Below are 19,417 nucleotides of genomic sequence, written 5' to 3'. Positions count from 1 at the left end.
GGATTTAACATCACCTACTTTGCGAGCGTAAGACGGATGGGGGCTCCATAGCGCATATGGCTCTTAAGCCAAGGGTATTGCTTCACGGCACGACCGACGTTTTCAAAAAGCTTCTTACCTTCAGGAGATGAATCATACTTGTCCGGCGCATTCGTCAGGTGCACTAAGAAATCGCTGTTTTCGCCTCGAGTTTCCGCAATCAGGCAAAGCGTCTCGGTATCCGGGTTATTGTATTTACCATTGGCAGAGATCACGTAATGTTGCGCTTCAACGGCGTTGAAAAGATCTTTGGTGCAGTTGCGGGAGCTTCCATGGTGGGGTAGCTTCAACACGTCGACACGACACCGCCCATCTCTCAGATAGCCGGCGCTTTCGAGTCCGTCCACTATGTATTCGCCTCGTGCATCGCCGGTCAAGAGCACGGCACAGCCGTCGGACTCGGCCAGAACGACAAGGGAGGAGAGATTCTCGACCGCACTGTCCAAAGCAGCCGTTTTTATGGGAGTCACTTCCCATTTGTGTTCGAGCCGCTGAACGGCCTTCTGATTGGGCGCGAGCAGCGTCAAAGTGAGGCCCGCTTTGGAAAATGTCGGAACGTTATCAGGAACGAAAACGACACCTTTACCCCCGTTAATCCGAGTGCCGAGGGGCGTCAATGTATCTCGGAGCTCTCGGCCCTGTGCGACACTTGCGACAATGCCGCGAGCGTCCCTCGACGGATTCGGGTACAACAACTTTCCTTGGCCATTGAGCGTCGCAATTTTCAGTTTGCGTGTATTCTCGAGCACGTCCGGGAAGGAATTAAACCAGCATTCGACGATTTGCCACTCCTGGCCAGAAGTAACGAAATAGGTTAACCAGTCCAGAACGCCATGGATATGATCATCATCGATATGGCTGACCATCAGGAGGTCAGTCACGAAGACGTCATCGTCCTCTAGCCCGCGCTCCTGTCTCAACTGTTGAAGGCGTGGCTCAAGTGATTCCTCGAATACACCTTTGGGACCACCGTCCACTACGATGAGTCGTGGTTGCTCCGGTTGTCCGAAATGTAGGAGCAGGCAGTCGCCAAACTTGGCATCTAGCGCTTCGAAGGTGAACATTCCGATTTCCTCATACAGACTCAATTGCTCGCAACACGTCCAGAAGCCCCGCGCCTTGGTATGGACTCGTTCGTCCCAGATCAGTAGCAGTTCCACACAAGATCTGTTTGACCTCGTGTGGGTTTCCAATGAGCTCATTATGCCGAGCCATCAAGAGCGCGGCTGCGCCGCTTACGTGAGGCGCAGCCATACTGGTTCCATCCATTGTCTTGGCACCATTGTCGACTGCCGTTGAAAAAATTCGCTCTCCAGGAGCGACGAGATCCGGTTTCGGACGTCCATCACCTGTCGGCCCACGGCTCGAAAAGTAGGAAACTCCATAGGTGTGGGGCATATTGCGATGCGTTGCCCCGACCGTAATCACCGATTCGGCGTTGCCCGGATCCGTAATGCTGCTTTGCCGATAGCTTCCAAACAATCCAAGGCTGGATCCGTCGTCGTACCCAGTGTTTCCGGCTGCCACAACTACAACGATGCCGTTCGAGACGAGGCGCTCACACTCGTCACAAACCGGAGTGCGGCCGCATGCATAGCTGCGTACCTGATGTTCCAGCGAGATGCTGAGGTTTACCCCGTGAATTAATCGCTTGCTTTTGGAGGAGTTGAGATAGCGTACAAACTGCAGTGCTCCGAGGATGGCAAACTCATCGCACTCGTCATCCGCATTAAACACTCGAAGATCATAAAGCGTGATATCCGGACATACCCCCTTGAGACCGTCGCCTTCAAGAACATTCCGGAGGTTCAGTCGATCAGCGACGCCGTAAGGCACTATGCCTTTCAGAGTCGGATCTTTCACATTCCAGTTTGCTCCCAGGATCCCTGCAACGTGAGTGCCGTGGTCATTTGACGGCGGAGAATACGATGGGCCCCGGTGGGAGACTTCTTCGTGACGACACTGCCAGTCGGCGTGGTCTGAGTTGGACCGAAGTCATGCGGAATTTCCAAGCACGGTAGGATGAGATCCCAGTCAATCTGCAGACCGGCAAGAAGTCTCTGAGTCACTTGTACTTGGATTGCTTGGTATTTCTCCGGTGCAAGGTGGGAAAAAACCCCGTCGACAGATTGATCTTCGGCATTAAGCAGAATGCGTAATCGTGTAAAGTCAAAGCTCCTGGCAACTCTTGAGCTGCCATTTGACGCGAGGAATGCGGGATGCCGGGCATCGATGCCCGTATCAACTACGGCCCACGCAATTTGATCGCATTTGATCCCGAAAACTCGCGTTGCGGCGTCGGCCTTTATCGTCTCGCGTGATCTGAAGATCGAAGGGCTAGCCCGGCGGTTCAGCGACACTTGAAATAGAAGGGGAGGGCGAAGTTCGAGCGCTTGCGACAACCAGTTCTCGATCAGAGGATCGAGAATTGTTCGTGACTTCGACCCTCGTGTCGGCTTGCGCATCACCATAATTTCTCGAACTACCTTCGCCAAGTAGGATAGGTCCGAGAAAGCCTCGGGCTGCTTGCGACGCTTCTGTCGGTTCGGTTGCTCCGTCCTGCCGCTCACAGCGTCGTGAACGATTTGCGGACCGTCGATGGACGCGGCGATGCGTTGCCACCAGTCGGACAGCGGAAGAACAGCTGTCAACAATTCCTCGAGTTGAACACGGACCACAACGTGCGATTCGTTGTAAGCAAGTTGGTGCTCAGCAGTCTTCAGTCCGCGCTTGCGCAGCTCTGCCGCCAATTGACCTGGTCCGGACTTGAAATCAGGATTGAGCAAGATGTCCACCCGCTCGAACTCTTTGACTTCGGCGAAAGCCATCCAGACCTCCGCCAGGATCGGCGAGTCTTGCGTGAAACGCTTCTCGCTGCAATCGCGGGGGTATAACAGCTGGCACAAACGGTCAAACATCCACATGTCGTTCAGGCTGGGCATGGATCGGCTCGGAGGGATGGTATCTATGGAACAGGTTATATTACACCGAACGCATGGATCTACGGCGCGTCCGAATGCTGGGCGACAGTCCCATGGCGTTATACGGATTTTGGGCTACTGGGTGCCTTCGCAATCCGGCGCTCTTCCATGCGCGCCCCATTTCCTCGCACTAAAACGTTTTGCCATTCCCTGATACGCTGATCCGTGAATTCAATCCGCCAGATCGGATCCGGAATGTTCGGGACGCGGTAGCGCTCCGGGCAGGTTAGGCGGTGAGCCCAGAGGAAAGCGTCTGTCATGACGTATGCGTGGTACATCAGCGCTTCGCACTCCAACGGGTCGAAGCGGTCCAAATTTGTTCGAATTCTCCTAATTCCCCCTGCCACGATCGGAGGAATCATGTACTGGGACCCCACCGCATCTTCATATTCTTTTCCCCGTCCGTTCGGAATGCGCTGAATTCCGCTACCGAGCATGACTAGCAGGCCCTTTCTCGAGGTTGACGGATTTGAAAAGTCGGCGACAAGAGCTCGCCGGCGCTGAGCAGCAGCTTGTTCTTGGGCGATTCCGTTGACCCTGTAGAGCAGCAGAGCTGACGCAAGGACAGGAATCCCATTTGAACGGAATTTGTATTGAGCGGGGTATCCCGCGTCGCTCACTATCAAAAACTCTGGGGCAGCTACTCTTCCGATTCCGGGCAAGATCGTCTGCTTCCCGATGGCTTCGACGCCGAGATTGTCGTATACCCCACCGTCTGTCACCGGAATCAACGGGTAATTGGGAACGGAGTCCTCACCGTAGACGGGCGGACTGAACGTGTAATCACTCCGCCGAATCCTCGCCGGCGGAAAAATTGGCGGAAATGCGGCGCTCGCCGCGACCGCCTCGCCCAGCGACAACGGTTTGCTGCCCCACGAGGCTAGGCCAATTCTCGAATCGCCCATCCCGTCCCGTGTGAAGCGCCAGGATCGGATGGAGACCAGACTCGTTGAATTGAGAACGAGATAGGGTCGCTCGGGGAGCTCTGAACAGCGGAGTCCGTTGCAGAAGACGTCACCGAAAAGAAGCCCGGCGAGCTTCGTCCTGGTGAACGTCGCATCCAAAAGCTTTCTGAACGGCAGCCAAGGAAGGCTCCAGGCCCACTCGCGAATGAAATCTCGCGTTGTGATCAGCTCGATGAACGGACGCACGACATGTCGCTCGAGTGCTGACCAATCGCCACCATCCCGGGCGACTGACGACCATCGCGATGCCGCAAAGGCACCGATGACACTACCACCCGACACGGTCGACATGATGTCCAGATGTGGCAGCCACCCGAGCTCTGCGATACGACGCAAGACGCCCAGATGAAACACTGCAGCGCGGAACCCGCCTCCCGACATTGCGATGCCGATCCGCACGCTTTGAAGGGTGCTAGAACCGCTGGTACGATCAACCGTATAGTCAACCATCAGATTCGGCCCCAAGGTGGAGAAGTTCATGTTGAAGGTTCTGTTCTGGAATGTACAGCATGGCAGCGCCGCGTTCGTATTGACCCCGAATCAGCGCTCAATCATAGTGGATCTTGGAAACGGGACGGATTCCAACGGGCGCACCTTTAGCCCAATCAGGCTCCTTCGGGCCAAGGGGCTTCTCGACGCGGTTGATCTGCTGATCCTGAGCCATCCCCACGAAGATCACCTGTGCGACATGTCCCAGCTCGCTGGAATTCCGATTCGCAAACTCGTGGCGCCTTCTATCCCTGCAGAACTGTTGCGAAGGGGAGCGCCGGAAGGCAACACCATCAGCGAGTATTCAGCACTCGTTTTGTCTCATAGCTATCGAATGCCGTTCGGTCTGAATTCGAATCAGGAAGCCGACTACGGAGGCGTTTCGATCCGGCACTTCTTTCCAGAGGTCAGCGGCGCGAATTTGAACGACTTCAGTGTGGTTACTTTGCTGGAGTATGAAGAAACAAAGGTATTGATAACGGGCGATAACGAGGAGCCATCGTGGGCATCGTTGTTGGGTGACAAAGAGTTCAAGAAAGCAATCAAGGGGACAAACATTTTCGTTGCACCGCATCATGGCAGATCGAGCGGTTTCTACCGGCCGCTCTTTGAAGTGATTCATCCGAAGCTCACCATCATTTCAGATGGACCCAGCCAAGAAACAAGCGTCACTGATCAATACTGCTCGGTCAGCTCGGGGATGAAGGTTTATGCGGGGACTGCATCAGCAGCGAGAAAGTGCGTCACAACGAGGCGCGATGGCAATATCCTTCTAAAAATTGAACGCGGTTTTTGGGGCCCGAACATTCGTGTTGAAGTAGAACAACTCTCGGATGAACCAATACCGAGCCGGAATCAAATCTAGGCGAGACGCTCGCACTCCGCCCCGATGCGACCTGGTGTCTATAGCTCGTATCGTGGGATCGTTCGCATCGCATTGGCAGAAGGTATGTGGCGAAATGCACGAGCAATATTGCTTAGCTTCCTGCCGCTTGCAACGCAGATGGAGGATGCGAAACTGCGCATAAACGGGTGAACCTCCCTTCCCTTAGTTCAGCCTGGGAAAATGCGTAGGTTGCGAGCGCCAGGCGCTGATACGGAGTGCCAATGATGATCATCAGGGAATGGGCAAGTAGGCCACCGGTCTCGTCTGATAGCAAAGCCATTGCCTGGATATCGGTCGCGCTGGGCACAGGAAGAGAATCCGGATGCGTATGCCACATCCCGACATAGCGAACAGAGCCTCGTGACACCCGGTTGCGTTGCTCATGCAATTTCGCCGTCCCTTCAGTACCACAGATGAACTCTGTTGCTGTCAGAGTGCTATCGCGAGGAGGTGCGCTGAATTCATCGACCCACATTAGCTTCAAAGACTCGTCGCGTTCACCGAGGAGTATGCCTCCGGTCTCAACCCGCCGTCCAAAACGCCATGCGCTTTGATTGATATGCCGTTGCATTTGAAGCCAAGCACTTCTACTAATCCGAATCTCAAATCCGCTGGTTAGGTCGTGGCTCTGCAGCCGCCCGTCAATGCGGTAGCGAAGCTGGCCCGTGTTGTCTGGCGCGTCAATCGAGGGAGAGTAAAATCGCGCTTCAGCCTCAGAGGGGTGGAGCGATTCGAGGATCTCAGGGACCGCGTTCAACATCAAGTGCGAGAGAGAGGCGACATCAGAATAAGAGCCAATGAATGTTGGTTCCGAGCAGCCCGGTTCTGGCTGAAACGCGTGTCCAGCGGTTTGCGGGAAGAAGTCTTCCAGGTACTTCTTGCCTCGCTTGTCTGTCAGAAGTCGAAGCTTCGCTGATCGACTAGCATCGAACGGCCCGCCTGAATGTCCGGGCCCTACGACGAGAAGCATCCCTTTCCGCGCTCGTGGACCAAAGACCAGGGAGATGATGGGCACTCGATGGAAATGTGTCTTTCTCGTCCACTCGAGCTTTGCTAATACCGAACGAGACGCCGTGGCATCAAAAACAATATCGGCGCCATCGTGCCAGTCCTCTCGATCGAGAACGCCTTGCCTCACGTCCGCTACTTGCGCGTGAATCATAAGGTCTGGGCGAATCCGCTGAAGACGCTGTTTGAGAGCGTCGGCTTTGAAGTCGCCGACTTCCACATCGTCATACGGTTGTCGCAGGAGGACTCCGGGCTTGATGCGGGCGTTGTCGTAGAGGTTCAATCGCGCAGCGCCGGCTCGTGCAACTCCCTCAGCGATCTGTGCTCCGATCGCTCCGCATCCCCATACTGTCACTGATTTGCCGCGGAACCAACCGGCCGGGGTTCCGCCGTCGCGCCGAACGATGATTTCAGGCCTGTCTTCGAAGAGAGGACACCAATGAACTCGCTGTTGCTCAAGTATTGTGAAATAGGTGTGTTCAAAATCCGCCCGCAGGCTGCGAAGCTCCTCAGAATCGGTAGTTTTCGGCATTGCGAGCCGCAGTCTGTTGGCAGTCTCGGGATCGATCCACCAAGCGGTCAAATGCTGCTTCGGCCCTTCCGCACCTTTGATACCGCGCATCGGTGCACCGATGATGAGCAACAGGGGCGCATCAGCCTCAGTTTGTATCAATCCACATCTAAGGAGAAGACTGAGGGTATTGCGATTTACGCCCCGCTCTTGGAGCGCAGTGATCAATTCTCCAATTGTTGACGGGAATTGATGACTCAGAGGACCGTTCAGCAGTACAGCGGCAGCTACAGGACCATCGGGCCACTCTTCATCAAGAATCGATTTCCAGCCCGTAATGTCAATGCGGCGCCGAGAAATGTTCTCGATAGTCGCGAATCCAAACCAGGTATGTCCTTCGGTCGGCGGTGTGTCTGCTTTGGGGATCACTGTCGGAAGATCATTCCTTCGCGACGCCGGCGTAGTAGGCGGATGCATTGGAGCTCCAACACGATCGAGTGTGCCTGCCGCCGCGTTTCGCAGGAACAGATCAACCCGCTCAGTAAAGCCCAACATCCCATCGGACGGATTCCACTCCGTTTCCGGTGCCTGATAGAGGCAGAGATAATAGCCCCAATAGACATGCGGAAAGCCGAGAAAGCGCTTGTGGGAGACCACAAGCACTGGAACTTCAAACGGAAATCCCTTCGGCACGAGGATATGAAAGCGTTCGCGAGCACGTAAGGGCATTCCCCCTTGATGGTGAGGAATGCCAGAGCAGTCTATGCTGACGTGAATATGGAGGCCTCCATCGTCCACCTCATCGAATTCGAGTAACTCGAGCGGGCTTCCTGGAGCCGACGCGATCGCTCGAACCTGCTCGAGAGCTGTTTTTGGGCCCTGAAGCATTACTTGTCTCCGAAACCTACGCGAGAAGAAGGTGGAGCTGACGAACCGCGTGCAGCCGATACGGCCGATGTGAGAGTTGCCGTCGTGCTCTGCTTTGCCCGTGCAGCCGGTTTCAGATAAACGAAGCCGTTGTTTGTGGCCTCGAACACAATCGGTTGCGGCTGATCCTGCCCCGGATGTTCGTGCGTGCACAGAAAGTCAGTGGGCGCGATTTCCTGATACCGGGCTTTGGCTTTCGCGTGTGGAGGGCAATCGCCTGACTGGTTGGATCCCGGAATCGGTTCGCTGCTGGCGATGATATATCCAGGATTCTGGGCTGCACCTTCGATCAGATCGAGAACATCCTGCTTGAGGGTTTCGCTGTCATTTCCGGGGTCTTTCCAGTACATCACGGATTTTGAACAATGATGCGGTGCAAGGAGAATGTGCCACTTGACGTCTTCCGCATTGCTGACCTCGAAGATGCGCTTCACTGTGGGATAGCAGTGATCGGCAAGTAGCATCAGATAAGAGTAAGCGCCCTCTACATCCAGGCGGATCTGCATTGCGACGGAACAATCATTACGTTCTTCTTCAGCGGAATCTTTGAACGGCGCATGGAGGAATACGCGGCAACGGTCACTCAGATCGACACCGTCGAACTCCACCACCTCATGGCCCGGCACCGAGAAACAGCCCTTTGGGAACTGTTTGTACTCGTCTTCCCTAAGCAGGTCGTCATAGCCGATGATACGGACTCGGTCTCCGCTGGAAACATCTCCATTGGATTGAATAGTCTTGCGAACCCGGCGAACGGCTTCCTCCCGAAATGTCAGCGCATCATCGCACAAATCCTTCTTGTATTCGCGAAAGACTCGTGGACTGAACCAGAGTTCGCCAATCTCGACATTGGCCAAGAGCTTCTGGAACCCGAGACAGTGATCCTCATCGGGATGAGTCAACACAAAGACAGCAAGATAGGGGCGTTTTCCTCGCTTGGGCAGATGCTCGATCAGCCGATCGACAATCGGAACGTGAGGGTCGCCTTCTCTCTCAGCGAGACCCAAATGGTGGATATCAACCTGCATGACCATGTCTTCCGCCATGCATACCGTTGTGCTGTCCCCGGTTCCAACGGGCCACTGCACATACCCCTGAATCGGAAGGGCAAATCCGTCGTTATTGTTTCCCATTGCCTACCTCTGTCGCCACTGTAAGCTTACAGTGCGAACAGTGCAAGAGGAAAATTTCATAATGTCGGCTGCTGGTCGGGTGGGAACAAACCCGCCAGTCGAATCCTCGCGACTATCGGGTTAACCTCAAAGATCTCTGCGAGGGCCACTTCAGCAGCGCTGCGCATTTGGTTACCGAGAGTCAGCAGCCCAAGCAGGCCCCGGCTTTCCACGAACGGCTGGACCGCTGTGAGGACGAGATCCTTGGGCAAGAGCAGGGGGCCGATCGCTGCATTCGCCTGGAACTCCCACCATTTGCCGTCGTATCGTGCGGCCGGCTCGTCTCGGCACAGAATCTTTGGTGTCTTTGAATCCTCGCCCATTTCGACGAACAGTAGCTCTGATTCTTGAGCCTTGCTAAAAAGGTGGGCGTGAAATAAGCAATGCCCCGCTTCGTGTGCAAGGGTCGTGTTGATTCGTCTCTGAGCGACAGCCGAATCGGCCTCTGCCAATCCCCGATCGACAACCAGGCCCATAGGGCGTCCGGCTTCGAACGCTGTATAGCCCAGGACTCCGGCTGGCAGAGCGGCATACTCCGGGGTCAATCCAAACTTCTTCTCTATGAATCTTTCTATGCGAATGGCGGAGGGGACATTCGGGAGCAAACCAACGGACCGCAGCGCATCTTCGCAGAACCGTTCAATATGTGAAGGTGACAGATACAGTCGATTTGGCCCCGGCTGTCCAGCTCTGGTCTTCATGATTTCTTGTGCTTTGGATGTGCTTGAACCCATGCCAACAGATCTTCCGGATCCACTTTCCTCTCGACTAGCTTCCGAAAAGCTACCCCGAAGGTGGGATCTGTCTCGCTGAGACGCTTCAAGTCGTCAACCGGAGCACGAGTATCCAACTTCCGTAAGGTCGTGAGTTCACTCCCTAGAACGGCGGCGATTTTCTCCAGCATGTCATCCGAGGGAAAGCGTCTCCCAAGCTCGACATCAGACGCAAATGCAGCGGAAACCCCCAGACGCCTCGCAAACTCTCGTAGAGAAATGTCTTTTTCATCTCTCGTTCGTCGAATGAAAGCTCCAAGCGTTTCCATGAATATAAGAATACTCTCCAGAACGACTGAGAACTGGGTCAATCTGGTCCTGCAAATCAGCTTAGGTAACGTGTCCGGCTCGCCGACTCAGATGGCTCTTTAACGAAGGTGATTCACGGCAAGGCCGTTTCATCTTGCTGGCCGTCTTGCGCCGCCACAAAGCGCATGAACCGTTGTCCAAATGGGGACAGCTGAAAGGTACGCCGCGGGCCAAAGTGCAATACAGAATGCAGCTTTTGCTCATCGCTCGCATTGGGATCGGGACGCAGAAACTTCTCGGTCACAAGGCCCAGGCTGGCGAGACGAGAAAGGCTGCCCAAAATTTCATCAGAGTACTCAAACCGATTCGTGAGCGGCAGCCACCCCTTAAGGTTCTCGTGGTCCAACGTTCTCAGATCACTCGGGCTTATTGTGCGGAGTGCGCGAAGCATCAATTCTTTGTCATCTCCGCGAAATTCATCGACACCACTATTGGCGAGGGCGATCGCCAGTAACCGCAATTTGTCTTTGTCATGTGTCGTCCAGAGTTGCTCTTGAGCGAGCGCCAGAAGAGTCTGAAATTCCTCCGAACCGTAGTAGCTATGGTCTGGGATCGAAGCACGTGCTTGCTCGATTCGCTTTTTCATTTCCAAAAATAACTCAATCCATCGTCGCTGCACGTTACGTTGCGCGCGGCCGCCTAGTAGACTCTGGACTGCCGCACCGACGCCGGGAATGAGGGACAGAATGCCGGCTAATGTTGGGGCTCCGAGGGAATCTGCGATGTTCGCCTCCAGATCCTGCTTCAGGCTCTGCAGGTGGGCGTCGACCGGGTCGTCAATACTCATCGGGTTCCCTTTCGTTACAGCATCCTCTCTGACAAACGTCTATCACCGTTTCCTACTCCCGCGATCTCGCGAGTCAAGGTATGAACCAACTCCGCCAACGCAATGATGGTTTCATCCTCTTGCTGACTCGACCAGGGCACGACCAGATTGCCATGCATGACGTCATTGCGCATCCTGTTCCACGCCGCCGCTTGTCGGCTCTCGATGATTCCGCGGTTTGCCAACTCGCGCAAAAATGACGCTACGCTCCTTCTGCTCAAGAGGCCGATAGCACTGAGAATCCGCGACCTCAAGTTCTCATCTCCCTTCCACGCAGAGACAGTCTTCTTGATGCTCCTTAAATCTGAGGCTGGAAACTCGGTCTGTTGATCCTCAGGCCGCATCAACATTTTCGCGAGCGCTTCTGCCGCACTCGCAAGGGTGAGGCACCATACCCATCGCGAGCCCTGCGATGCCTGAATGACTTCTTCATAGAACCTCGTGATCCGATGCGCCTCGAAATTTGGTTGTCCCTGGTCATTTCGATCCTCGGCGATCAAGGTCAGAAGCGCGGCATACAGTTGCCAGAAACGTTCTGTCGGAGGAACAAGCTCCGAAGCAAGCAGCGATCCGATGGAGGCGTTCGGGTATGTCTTCGGCGACTGCCGAATGGAGATGAAGGCCGATCCGTCCCCAAAATTACGGGCGACCAGTCGAGGGTAGTGCAGTTGTCCGAGTAGAATTCGCAGCGGCTCGCTGAGCCAGTTTTCGAGATAGGGATGGGGAAGTTCCGCGGAGGTACTCGCCGTTATCCAAAGCAGACCATCGGTGGGGTCTTGAGCGAATTCGATGCGTGATCCGAGAATCTCCAGCGCGTGCATTCCCAGGCGCCAGCTTCGACAGATCTCTTCGTCGGCGATTGAATGAACGGTTTGCAAGGACGCGGACATAGGAATATGAATACTTGGTTGAAACAGGAGTTCGGCTCCTGGTGTAGTTGAAACCCAGTCTGCCGACACCTTGGTCAACAGTGAGTTGATCGTGCCCACCAATAAGGTCCCTGCGGAGGAGTCTTGCTCGACGCGCGGAACGACCCAGCCGCACGCCCACTCTGTTCCGTCAAAATCCTCAGCGAAGAGTCGGAACTGATCGAGCCTCTCGTACGGGTTAGCGTGTGCGAGATGGACTTTGAGAATACCGTCCGCATTTTCTCTTGCCGAAGCAAACAGCCGGAATTCCGCAATGGTCGTGCTCTTGAGCTCAATCTGACCCGGCCCAACGAACACCGGAGGTTCATGATCACGCCCGGTTAGCAGCTGCATCGACGGACAGTCGATGCGATTAGGTACTGCTGTTAGACGGGATTTCCAATAATCCAGTGTTCTTGTCGTTCGTGGACGCATCTTCTCTCGCTTCTCATTTGCAACTCCGCCGCGATGTTCTGAGAAGAGAATATCCCAGGAATTTGTCAAATTCTACGCGATTTAGACTCCGGAGGGGTGGTCGAGAGGCCACGTGTTTTGATGCCGGTTGATCACTTTCTTACAATGGAATCCGAGAGTAGAACTGACAGAAGAAATGAAGCCAAAAAGCGGAAAGAGCACGAATGTCCTTCGCCGGGTAACCGCGGCAAAGGAGCAGAAAAACAGAAACGCAGATGGCCCGCAACGTCTCGGGATACGGCGCGAGACCCTTCGTCGACTCTACCTCCATTCAGGCAACCGTTGCGCTTTTCCGAAGTGCAAGGAGACCATGATGGATGAGGAAGGGAATTTCGTCGGGGAAATCTGCCACATTGAGGCAGCAAAGACGGGCGGTGAAAGATTCAGAGCTGCGATGACCGATGAGGAGCGGCGCAGCTTTGACAATCTGCTGCTTCTTTGTCACCGGCACCATGTCGTTACAAACAATGTTCACAAGTTCTCCGTCTCGAAGCTAAAGGAGATGAAGGCTGCTCACGAACGGAAATTCTCTCAAATTGAAGAGAAGATGAATGCCACTATTACGGATCACTCTCTCGAATCCGAAGCTGCCGAGGCGACCACCCTCATTGGAATCCTCGGCACGCCGGATGAGCATCGCCCTGGCGAGGTCAAAAGGATGAGGAAGTACGCATCCAGGGTGCGAGAGCTTCCGATCGAAACTAGGAGACTCCTATCGATCGCGGTCCGCCGCGCATATGAAAAAGCAACTCGGGAACATGATCTAGGAGGGCTCGGAAGCGCAACCGTGAACCCATTCGAGGTGCAGAAGGCAACCGGCCTGACCGATGATGAGATCCGCGAGCAGGTCCGTATCCTCAGCGACCATAAGCTCGCCAGCGTTGACGATGACGAGGGCATCGGACGATGGACTATGTACATCTACGGGGAAGGGCACTGGAGCCGGCTCCCCGAAGACATAGCCGGATTCTGCAAAGCACAGGGGATTTCGCTAGATGAGATTTTCGTGAACCTGAGATTCGACCTTCTTGATCTCAAAGGAGAGTGATTGTTGAAGATGAGGCTAGAGAACGCATCCCTGACAGTACAACCGGACGCGAGGTACGATCTTGTGGTCGTCGGCCCAGACGGCCACGAACATCATATAACGGGCCACATACCGCCTATCGTGCGGGATGTGCACCTCGCCCGAGGAGTATTTCAAGCCATGGCGAACGGTGTATTGCGGCTTTATTATCCTGAATCTGACGCTGACACAAGACCTGAATCTGCATCCTAGCGGATCCACTGGTGCGGTGCGGCTCATGACCCAGCGCTCGGAATACTGTCCGTCACAATCTTCTTCGCTCCGGCATCGGCCGACAACCCGGCGGCTTGCAATCGATCCGGCCCGCCTCCCGTTATCGATGTCGGATAAACGAATCGCTAGCGGCTCCTGGTCTTGCTTTGCATAGATGCAACGCTCGTTGCGCGCTCCTCCATGGGCGTACTGTACAGCTTGCCGTGCATCAGGGAAGGCGGCGCATGCTTCGCCGCGCCAAAACGCCCAAGCAGCTTCCACAATGCTGACCGTTTCACCTTCGTTACCCCGAACGACATGCCCATTTCCAACCTTCGTTGTGCCCATTCCGCGACCGCTTCATGCGTCGCGTCCTCCGGGTTGGAGAACGTGACCGCCATCTCTCGGACGAGATCTACACATCGGCTGCCCTTGGCCGCTAGGAGAAGAGGTCTCCATTCTGGTGAGATCAGGCCATCGCTATTCCATTGGAGGCTTTTGGCAATGAAAATGAGCGATCGCATACGGATGCCGTGAGCGCCAATCGAACTGGCACTGTATCGCAGGTTGGACAGAGACCGCCGGAAGCCAGACAGGTCTCTGAAGACAGTATCGATGTGCAATCCATCCGGCGTGCTCGCGAAGTACGTGGCAAGAAGTGCTGCAGTACTCTGGAGCATCGGAAGCCCTGGATGATGGATGCGTGCCGCTTCCGCCAGCACGTCTGCGAGGGTACCGGGAGGTCGTTACGGTGCAATGTAATCCAAAGCAATAATCTCACTTCCGGTAACTAGACGTACGAATATCAAGGATCCATCAGGCGCCACTGCAAACCACGTATCAACGCGGCCAGTCAGTCTGGTCCAAGGGCTCAGGTCGAGCGCTTCCTGCACCTCGCCAGATACGGAAACACGAAGTACTGCCGGCCGAACTCCGTCAGGACGGCTTGCGTATATCGCGAGAGAATCTGGAGACCAAGCGAGGTCATTACCATTAACGCCATCGGCCAGTATTTTCCATTGTCCAGTGCGTTGATCCTTTAGCAGCAGCTGATGGCTCTCTGTACGGAGGGCAGCGATGTAGCGGCCGTCCGGCGACCAACGAGCTGTCGAAAGCCCTTCGGATCCGGCAATCATGGTTACACTACCTGTCTCTAAATCGATCCGAAAGATTCCGCACGCATTTGCCTCCTGGCATAGCACCCTGCCGTAGAGAATGCTTCGACCATCTGGTGACCACGTTGGCGCGCCTTGATTGTCGTTCGTGTGCGAGACCTCAACTGGCTCACGCCCTAATGCGGGCATGACATAGATGCGGTAGGGTTCTCCGGAACGTCGCCCCATAAAGGCAAGCTGCTTCCCATCAGGCGACCACCGAGGCAGACCGACCGTATCGAGTCCGCGGGTATCGAGCTGTCTCGGGTTGTTGCCATCCGAGCGAGCAACCCAGAGCGTATTAGTAGGGCTCGCAGGATCCGTGACATAGACGATTGCCCGGCCGTCGCGCGAAAAGTCCACATCATGAGCCGATATGCCAGGCATGAATGGTTGAATGTTCCCAGACCGGGGATGATAAATGTCCAATTCATCTCGTCGGGCAGTGGGCCTACCGTAGTAAAGTGCATGGGACCTCCTGTCCAGCGCGATGTCTGAAACTCCGCTGCGAGTCGCCGCAAAACGTTGAAGCTGCGTCGCTGAAAATGCAGTGATCGTAGGATTCTTAAGGAGGTAAATGGAAGGATCGGAATCATCCCCTCCCAAGAAAACGTCGTCATTGTCGTCCAAAACTGGTGAAAGCGAACTAAAGCGATGCGAAACTCGCGTAAGAGGCGCGAGCGATGTCAGCGTCAAGGCTTCGTGAGTATCGATGAGCAGCCTCCAGACGACTGAGAACTCGGCGTCATCACGCACAAGCGACAGAATTCTCGTCCCATCTTTCGACCACCTGAGCGTCGTTGGAAGGCCTGTGAAGTTGTGGAGCAGCCGAGAACTCAGGCCGTTATCTTGGGTGACGTAGATCGAGTTTCCATAGGCGTAGGCCAAGGAACGACCGCTCGGCGATAGGGCTGCCGTATGACAAGCAATTTCGCCCACTCTCGTAGGCTCCCCTCCGTTTAGAGGAAACCACCAGAGCTTTCGCTCTTTCTCTTGCCCCATTCCAACGAGAAGGAGCAAGCGGCGGCCGTCGATACTCACATCCAGTGGCTGCGATTGGACGAAGGGTACCGGTATCTCACGTGCAGTACCGCCACTCTCGGAAATAGTGAAAGGAACGATTCGCCCTCCACGCCAAGCCGCAAAATATAGATTGCCGCCGGCGGCAACGAGTGGTCCGTCCACGGGGAACCCCTCGCTCATAAGGAGGCTTTCGCCACCACTATGGAATTGTTGATAAAAGAATCGGCGCAGCAAGCCCAAAACGCCCATCACGGCGATAACGGCCCCGGCTAAGACCCAGACGACCATGAGCTTGTGAGCGACCTGACGCCTGGATACTAGGAATTCTTGTGGAGCGGAGGGCGGCGAGGCGCGGTCCAGGCTTGTCTCTGGAGAATCCTTCGAAGCGGGTGTGCGCTCCACTTGTTGCTGGAGGTCGCCACCGACTGCTTTATCTCCCCTATCAACCGAGGAGGCCATCCAGGCATCGATCTCGCATCGGTACGCAAAGACAGGGCGTCGCTTCTGCTTTCCGGGCACTCGGTGAACCGGTAAGCCGTTCTCTTTGGCCCAGCGGATTACGGTTGAGACATCCTTGCCCAGGTAGGAGGCAATCGCCTTCCACTGATCCAGTCTTTCGCCCGAGACAGTGACTTCCGGCATGTTACTCGCCGCCGATTGCGAGATTTTTGTGGGAGAGGTGTGGCCCAAAAGGCGGCATCGTTCGCAAAACTGCGAAATACCAATTCCCGCCTATTCATGCGTATTGCAAATGATAGCCCGTTCGGATGCCATGGGCAAGTCAGCACCTCCAGGAAGTAAAGGTGAGCGCGCGCTCGGCATGTCTAGGGCGCAGAGGACTTTTGTGTGTGGGTCAGCGAATATGTGGGAGGCTAGCCGTGGTGCAGAAATCGAGTTTCGATCCCGCTCAATTTGAAGGGGCTTCAGCCAGTTCCATGGTGCGATGGCTTGTAGTTGCGTTTGCAGTCATATGTTGGCTTGTCGCTGGATGCAATGGTGGCAGCAAAAGCCCGAGCGGTGGAGGAGGCGGGCAGCCCACGGTCACTTCCGTTACAGTGTCATGCACCTCTTCCAGCGTCAATGTAGAAGGTACTGACCAGTGCAGTGCCACTGTTCAAGGCACAAATAACCCCAGCCAAGCCGTGACTTGGTCAGTAAATGGCACGGCCGGAGGAAACAGCACTGTTGGCACGATCTCTAGCACGGGGCTCTATACAGCACCGGATCCTATACCTTCCAGCGGGAGCGCAATGACCGTCGGTGCGGTGAGCCAAGCCGACACATCTAAAAGCAATTCCGCTCAGGTTTCCCTGACCTACCCGGCACCTTCCCTGACAAGCTTAAGCCCAACCAGCATCCCAGTCGGCTCTCCCAACACGACCCTGACGCTCGCGGGATCAGCATTTAGTAAGGCTTCGTCAATCATGGTGGACGGAAGTTCGCTCACAGTTACCTTGGTATCGACCGGCGAAATTTCGGTAATACTGCCGGCTAGCCAAGCGACGGTGGCCGGATCTCACAGTGTTACCGTCGTCAATCCCGCCCCCGGGGGCGGGACATCGGGGGCGTCCACGCTCACGGTCAACAACCTCGCTCCGGTTTTGGCTTCCGTTTCTCCTTCCACCATCACAGTTGGTTCCCCGGACACTCAGATCCTGCTTTCAGGCTCAAACTTCCTGCCCGCGTCTTCCGTACGGTTCGGCACAGGATCTATAAATTCCACGTTCATTTCGTCTAATCAGCTGCTCGCAACCGTCCCAGAGGCGAATCTGGCGACGTTATCAACGCTTTCACCCACCGTAGTGAATCCGGGGCCCGGGGGGGGCACATCAGATCCGGCGACGATTGAGGTGGTAAGCGATTCGTCCGGCATAGGTGCGGAGCCACCGAAGGATGCAGCACAGCCTCCAAGTTCCAATTCGGTCGTTTACATCATTGGTACCCCATCGACTTCAAATACGAATGGATCACAAAGCTCAAAGTCAATTCTGCCCCTAAGCTCGCAAGGTGGAGTAGCATGGTGCAATTTCAGCTACAGTGGAGCATCTCAAGGCACGAACGGTGCATGCATAGGCCACGTGCCATGGATGTTCCAAATGGCGCCCGGCAGGATCAATGATAGCGATACTGACACGGCAAATTGCGGGACTGCATCATATCTCATGGTCCGCAGCTATTACGAGAGCAATCGAAACAGTACCTCATGCCAGGAAGACAGCAGCACATGCTTCGACTACCCTGATTGGGACAGAAGAACGAGCAACGGAAGCACTTGCACCCTGTCCGCACAACACATAACTAATCTTCTTCAGAACCTTGATCCTACTCCGGTATCTCTAACCTGCAACCCTGCTCCGGCTATGCCGCTCTTGAATTCTGTGCCATTCACAGAGGGAGACGACGGCAAATCCGTCGAATGCAAAGAAGGAAATTATACGAAGACAGATGGAGAGATATATCCGAGTTCGGCATGTCTCTACTATTCAGGTAAGAATGATATTGACACATATTTCGGCCCCAACAATGGATTCGCCCTCAGCACGTTGAGGGAAATCGCGGTACGCGAGGGATTTGCTCTTTCGCAAGTTGGACATGCAACATCAGAAACAGAAGGCCTGAAAACGCTATACCACGAACTTGCGAATGGGTTCCCCGTGATTGTGCTGGTGAGATACCAGATGGGAGTCAAAGTCGGCGGGCATTATATGGTATTGGTCGGAATGGATGGAAGCCCCGATGACGTAACTGGAAATGTATACGTCAACGATCCATTTCCGGGAGTTGATTCTGACAGCCCGTGGTCGGGAGAATACATTGCTTACCCAAAACAGGACTTCTTGGCATCGTGGAGCAGTCGAAACAGATATTTCCTGGTTGTTCGTCCGAGCAAAGCAAACGCCCCGGTGAGTCTAGTCGCGAACAGCCTTGTGCTCTCCAACGCCCAAGTCAATGCATATTACAGCGCGACCGTGGCTGCGGCTTTTGGCACGACGCCTTATATCTTTTCGACCAGAACCACGGATGGATCAGATGGAACGGGCCTCCCGCCGGGGCTGACAATGGATCCCAGTAGCGGCGGCTTTAGCGGGATGCCGAGTCAGGCGGGCATCTTTCCGTTCATACTGCAGGTCTCGGATGGGACAGCGGCAAGCGCTGATGCCCTGGTTTCGATTACCGTCAGCTCGAGCACCTCTGCGGTTACAATCACAGCACCTCAGGATTTACCCAGCGGGGCCGTTGGATCTGTTTATCAGCAGTCACTGACAGCATCTGGAGGCCAGGCGCCATATCTTTGGTCAGCATCGTCCTCGGCCTTGCCCGCGGGATTGAATGTGAGTTCAGATGGTATTTTGAGCGGTACGCCGACCCAGGCTGGACACTCAACCTTCGAAGTTGATGTGGTAGATCAAGCTGGGCTAAAAGCAAGTCAAAAATTATCAATCGATGTATTCGACCCTGAGTCTCCGACGCAAATCCAGTCTTTGACGGCGACACCGTACACGGTTGCGTCATTAGCGAGCGCCACCCTGCTTTGTACAGCCCACAACGGTTCCGATGGGCCTCTCACGTATTCCTGGAACGCATCTCTCGGCTCCATTAGCGGATCTGGATCGTCCGTGACGTGGACTGCCCCGAACGATCCGGGGACATATTCGACGACCTGTTCTGTGTCTGATACCAATGGCTCGACCG

13 protein-coding genes and 2 pseudogenes are annotated in these 19,417 nt (G+C 55.0%); 3 read left to right on the top strand and 12 right to left on the bottom strand.

The features are described from left to right. Positions 1–14 precede the first annotated feature (14 nt). From MOP44_RS04825 to MOP44_RS04810, 4 genes and pseudogenes are all read right to left on the bottom strand, one after another. Complete coding sequence (locus MOP44_RS04825; RefSeq protein WP_260794780.1) at positions 15–1,103, bottom strand: ComEC/Rec2 family competence protein; 1,089 nt, start codon at positions 1,101–1,103, stop codon at positions 15–17. 10 nt (positions 1,104–1,113) lie between these two features. Continuing rightward, positions 1,114–1,929, bottom strand: a pseudogene (locus tag MOP44_RS04820) (S8 family serine peptidase); the annotation flags it as partial. Continuing rightward, complete coding sequence (locus tag MOP44_RS04815; protein WP_260794779.1) at positions 1,899–2,981, bottom strand: hypothetical protein; 1,083 nt, start codon at positions 2,979–2,981, stop codon at positions 1,899–1,901. The pseudogene MOP44_RS04820 and the gene MOP44_RS04815, both read right to left, overlap by 31 nt. A 98-nt stretch (positions 2,982–3,079) precedes the next feature. Further along, entirely contained in the window at positions 3,080–4,465 is a 1,386-nt protein-coding gene (locus MOP44_RS04810; protein WP_260794778.1) for a patatin-like phospholipase family protein, read from the bottom strand. Here MOP44_RS04810 and MOP44_RS04805 point away from each other — a divergent pair. After that, positions 4,464–5,339: a ComEC/Rec2 family competence protein gene (locus MOP44_RS04805; protein WP_260794777.1), complete on the top strand. Its 876-nt coding sequence runs from the start codon at positions 4,464–4,466 to the stop codon at positions 5,337–5,339. The two genes, MOP44_RS04810 and MOP44_RS04805, sit on opposite strands and share 2 nt — an antisense overlap. Before the next feature lie 112 nt (positions 5,340–5,451). On the opposite strand, the gene MOP44_RS04800 is transcribed toward MOP44_RS04805, so the two are convergent. The 6 genes from MOP44_RS04800 to MOP44_RS04780 all read right to left on the bottom strand — a co-directional run bounded on the left by MOP44_RS04800 (position 5,452) and on the right by MOP44_RS04780 (position 12,148). Then, positions 5,452–7,767, bottom strand: a complete 2,316-nt coding sequence (locus MOP44_RS04800) for a ThiF family adenylyltransferase (protein WP_260794776.1) — start codon at positions 7,765–7,767, stop codon at positions 5,452–5,454. Beyond that, on the bottom strand, positions 7,767–8,939 hold the full coding sequence (locus MOP44_RS04795) for a ComEC/Rec2 family competence protein (RefSeq protein ID WP_260794775.1): 1,173 nt from the start codon (positions 8,937–8,939) through the stop codon (positions 7,767–7,769). Before MOP44_RS04795 ends, MOP44_RS04800 begins: the two co-directional genes overlap by 1 nt. 56 nt (positions 8,940–8,995) lie before the next feature. Continuing rightward, entirely contained in the window at positions 8,996–9,712 is a 717-nt protein-coding gene (locus MOP44_RS04790) for a hypothetical protein (RefSeq protein ID WP_260794774.1), read from the bottom strand. After that, the gene (locus tag MOP44_RS28015) at positions 9,676–10,020 is read right to left on the bottom strand and encodes a helix-turn-helix domain-containing protein (RefSeq protein ID WP_390905472.1); all 345 of its coding nucleotides are present in this window, start codon (positions 10,018–10,020) and stop codon (positions 9,676–9,678) included. The genes MOP44_RS04790 and MOP44_RS28015 overlap by 37 nt, the downstream gene beginning before the upstream one ends. Before the next feature lie 113 nt (positions 10,021–10,133). Beyond that, positions 10,134–10,847: a hypothetical protein gene (locus MOP44_RS04785; protein ID WP_260794773.1), complete on the bottom strand. Its 714-nt coding sequence runs from the start codon at positions 10,845–10,847 to the stop codon at positions 10,134–10,136. Between the two features lie 14 nt (positions 10,848–10,861). Further along, complete coding sequence (locus tag MOP44_RS04780; RefSeq protein ID WP_260794772.1) at positions 10,862–12,148, bottom strand: hypothetical protein; 1,287 nt, start codon at positions 12,146–12,148, stop codon at positions 10,862–10,864. 430 nt (positions 12,149–12,578) lie between these two features. Here MOP44_RS04780 and MOP44_RS04775 point away from each other — a divergent pair, with 430 nt between their 5' ends. Next, the gene (locus MOP44_RS04775) at positions 12,579–13,316 is read left to right on the top strand and encodes a hypothetical protein (RefSeq protein WP_260794771.1); all 738 of its coding nucleotides are present in this window, start codon (positions 12,579–12,581) and stop codon (positions 13,314–13,316) included. Between the two features lie 377 nt (positions 13,317–13,693). Here the strand turns inward: MOP44_RS04775 and MOP44_RS04770 are convergent, their stop codons facing one another. Both MOP44_RS04770 and MOP44_RS04765 read right to left on the bottom strand, forming a co-directional pair. Further along, positions 13,694–14,269, bottom strand: coding sequence for a hypothetical protein (locus MOP44_RS04770; RefSeq protein WP_260794770.1), 576 nt, complete (start codon positions 14,267–14,269; stop codon positions 13,694–13,696). Between the two features lie 24 nt (positions 14,270–14,293). Further along, positions 14,294–16,366, bottom strand: coding sequence for a hypothetical protein (locus MOP44_RS04765; protein WP_260794769.1), 2,073 nt, complete (start codon positions 16,364–16,366; stop codon positions 14,294–14,296). Positions 16,367–16,491: 125 nt separating this feature from the next. On the opposite strand from MOP44_RS04765, the pseudogene MOP44_RS28010 reads away from it, so the two are divergent. After that, positions 16,492–19,161: pseudogene (locus MOP44_RS28010) on the top strand (putative Ig domain-containing protein); the annotation flags it as partial. Positions 19,162–19,417: the final 256 nt, after the last annotated feature.

Origin of the sequence: Occallatibacter riparius (genome assembly GCF_025264625.1) — a bacterium.
GTDB lineage: Bacteria > Acidobacteriota > Terriglobia > Terriglobales > Acidobacteriaceae > Telmatobacter > Telmatobacter riparius.
Note: the sequence above shows the minus strand (reverse complement) of the source record. Positions and strands in the feature narration are given on the sequence as shown.

Excerpts from the sequence above, each read along its gene's own strand:
- MOP44_RS04825 (WP_260794780.1), bottom strand. The coding sequence starts at position 1,103 with ATGTTCACCTTCGAAGCGCTAGATGCCAAGTTTGGCGACTGCCTGCTC.
- MOP44_RS04815 (WP_260794779.1), bottom strand. The coding sequence starts at position 2,981 with ATGCCCAGCCTGAACGACATGTGGATGTTTGACCGTTTGTGCCAGCTG.
- MOP44_RS04805 (WP_260794777.1), top strand. The coding sequence starts at position 4,464 with ATGTTGAAGGTTCTGTTCTGGAATGTACAGCATGGCAGCGCCGCGTTC.
- MOP44_RS04810 (WP_260794778.1), bottom strand. The coding sequence starts at position 4,465 with ATGAACTTCTCCACCTTGGGGCCGAATCTGATGGTTGACTATACGGTT.
- MOP44_RS04800 (WP_260794776.1), bottom strand. The coding sequence starts at position 7,767 with ATGCTTCAGGGCCCAAAAACAGCTCTCGAGCAGGTTCGAGCGATCGCG.
- MOP44_RS04795 (WP_260794775.1), bottom strand. The coding sequence starts at position 8,939 with ATGGGAAACAATAACGACGGATTTGCCCTTCCGATTCAGGGGTATGTG.
- MOP44_RS04790 (WP_260794774.1), bottom strand. The coding sequence starts at position 9,712 with ATGGGTTCAAGCACATCCAAAGCACAAGAAATCATGAAGACCAGAGCT.
- MOP44_RS28015 (WP_390905472.1), bottom strand. The coding sequence starts at position 10,020 with ATGGAAACGCTTGGAGCTTTCATTCGACGAACGAGAGATGAAAAAGAC.
- MOP44_RS04785 (WP_260794773.1), bottom strand. The coding sequence starts at position 10,847 with ATGAGTATTGACGACCCGGTCGACGCCCACCTGCAGAGCCTGAAGCAG.
- MOP44_RS04780 (WP_260794772.1), bottom strand. The coding sequence starts at position 12,148 with ATGCAGCTGCTAACCGGGCGTGATCATGAACCTCCGGTGTTCGTTGGG.
- MOP44_RS04775 (WP_260794771.1), top strand. The coding sequence starts at position 12,579 with ATGATGGATGAGGAAGGGAATTTCGTCGGGGAAATCTGCCACATTGAG.
- MOP44_RS04765 (WP_260794769.1), bottom strand. The coding sequence starts at position 16,366 with ATGCCGGAAGTCACTGTCTCGGGCGAAAGACTGGATCAGTGGAAGGCG.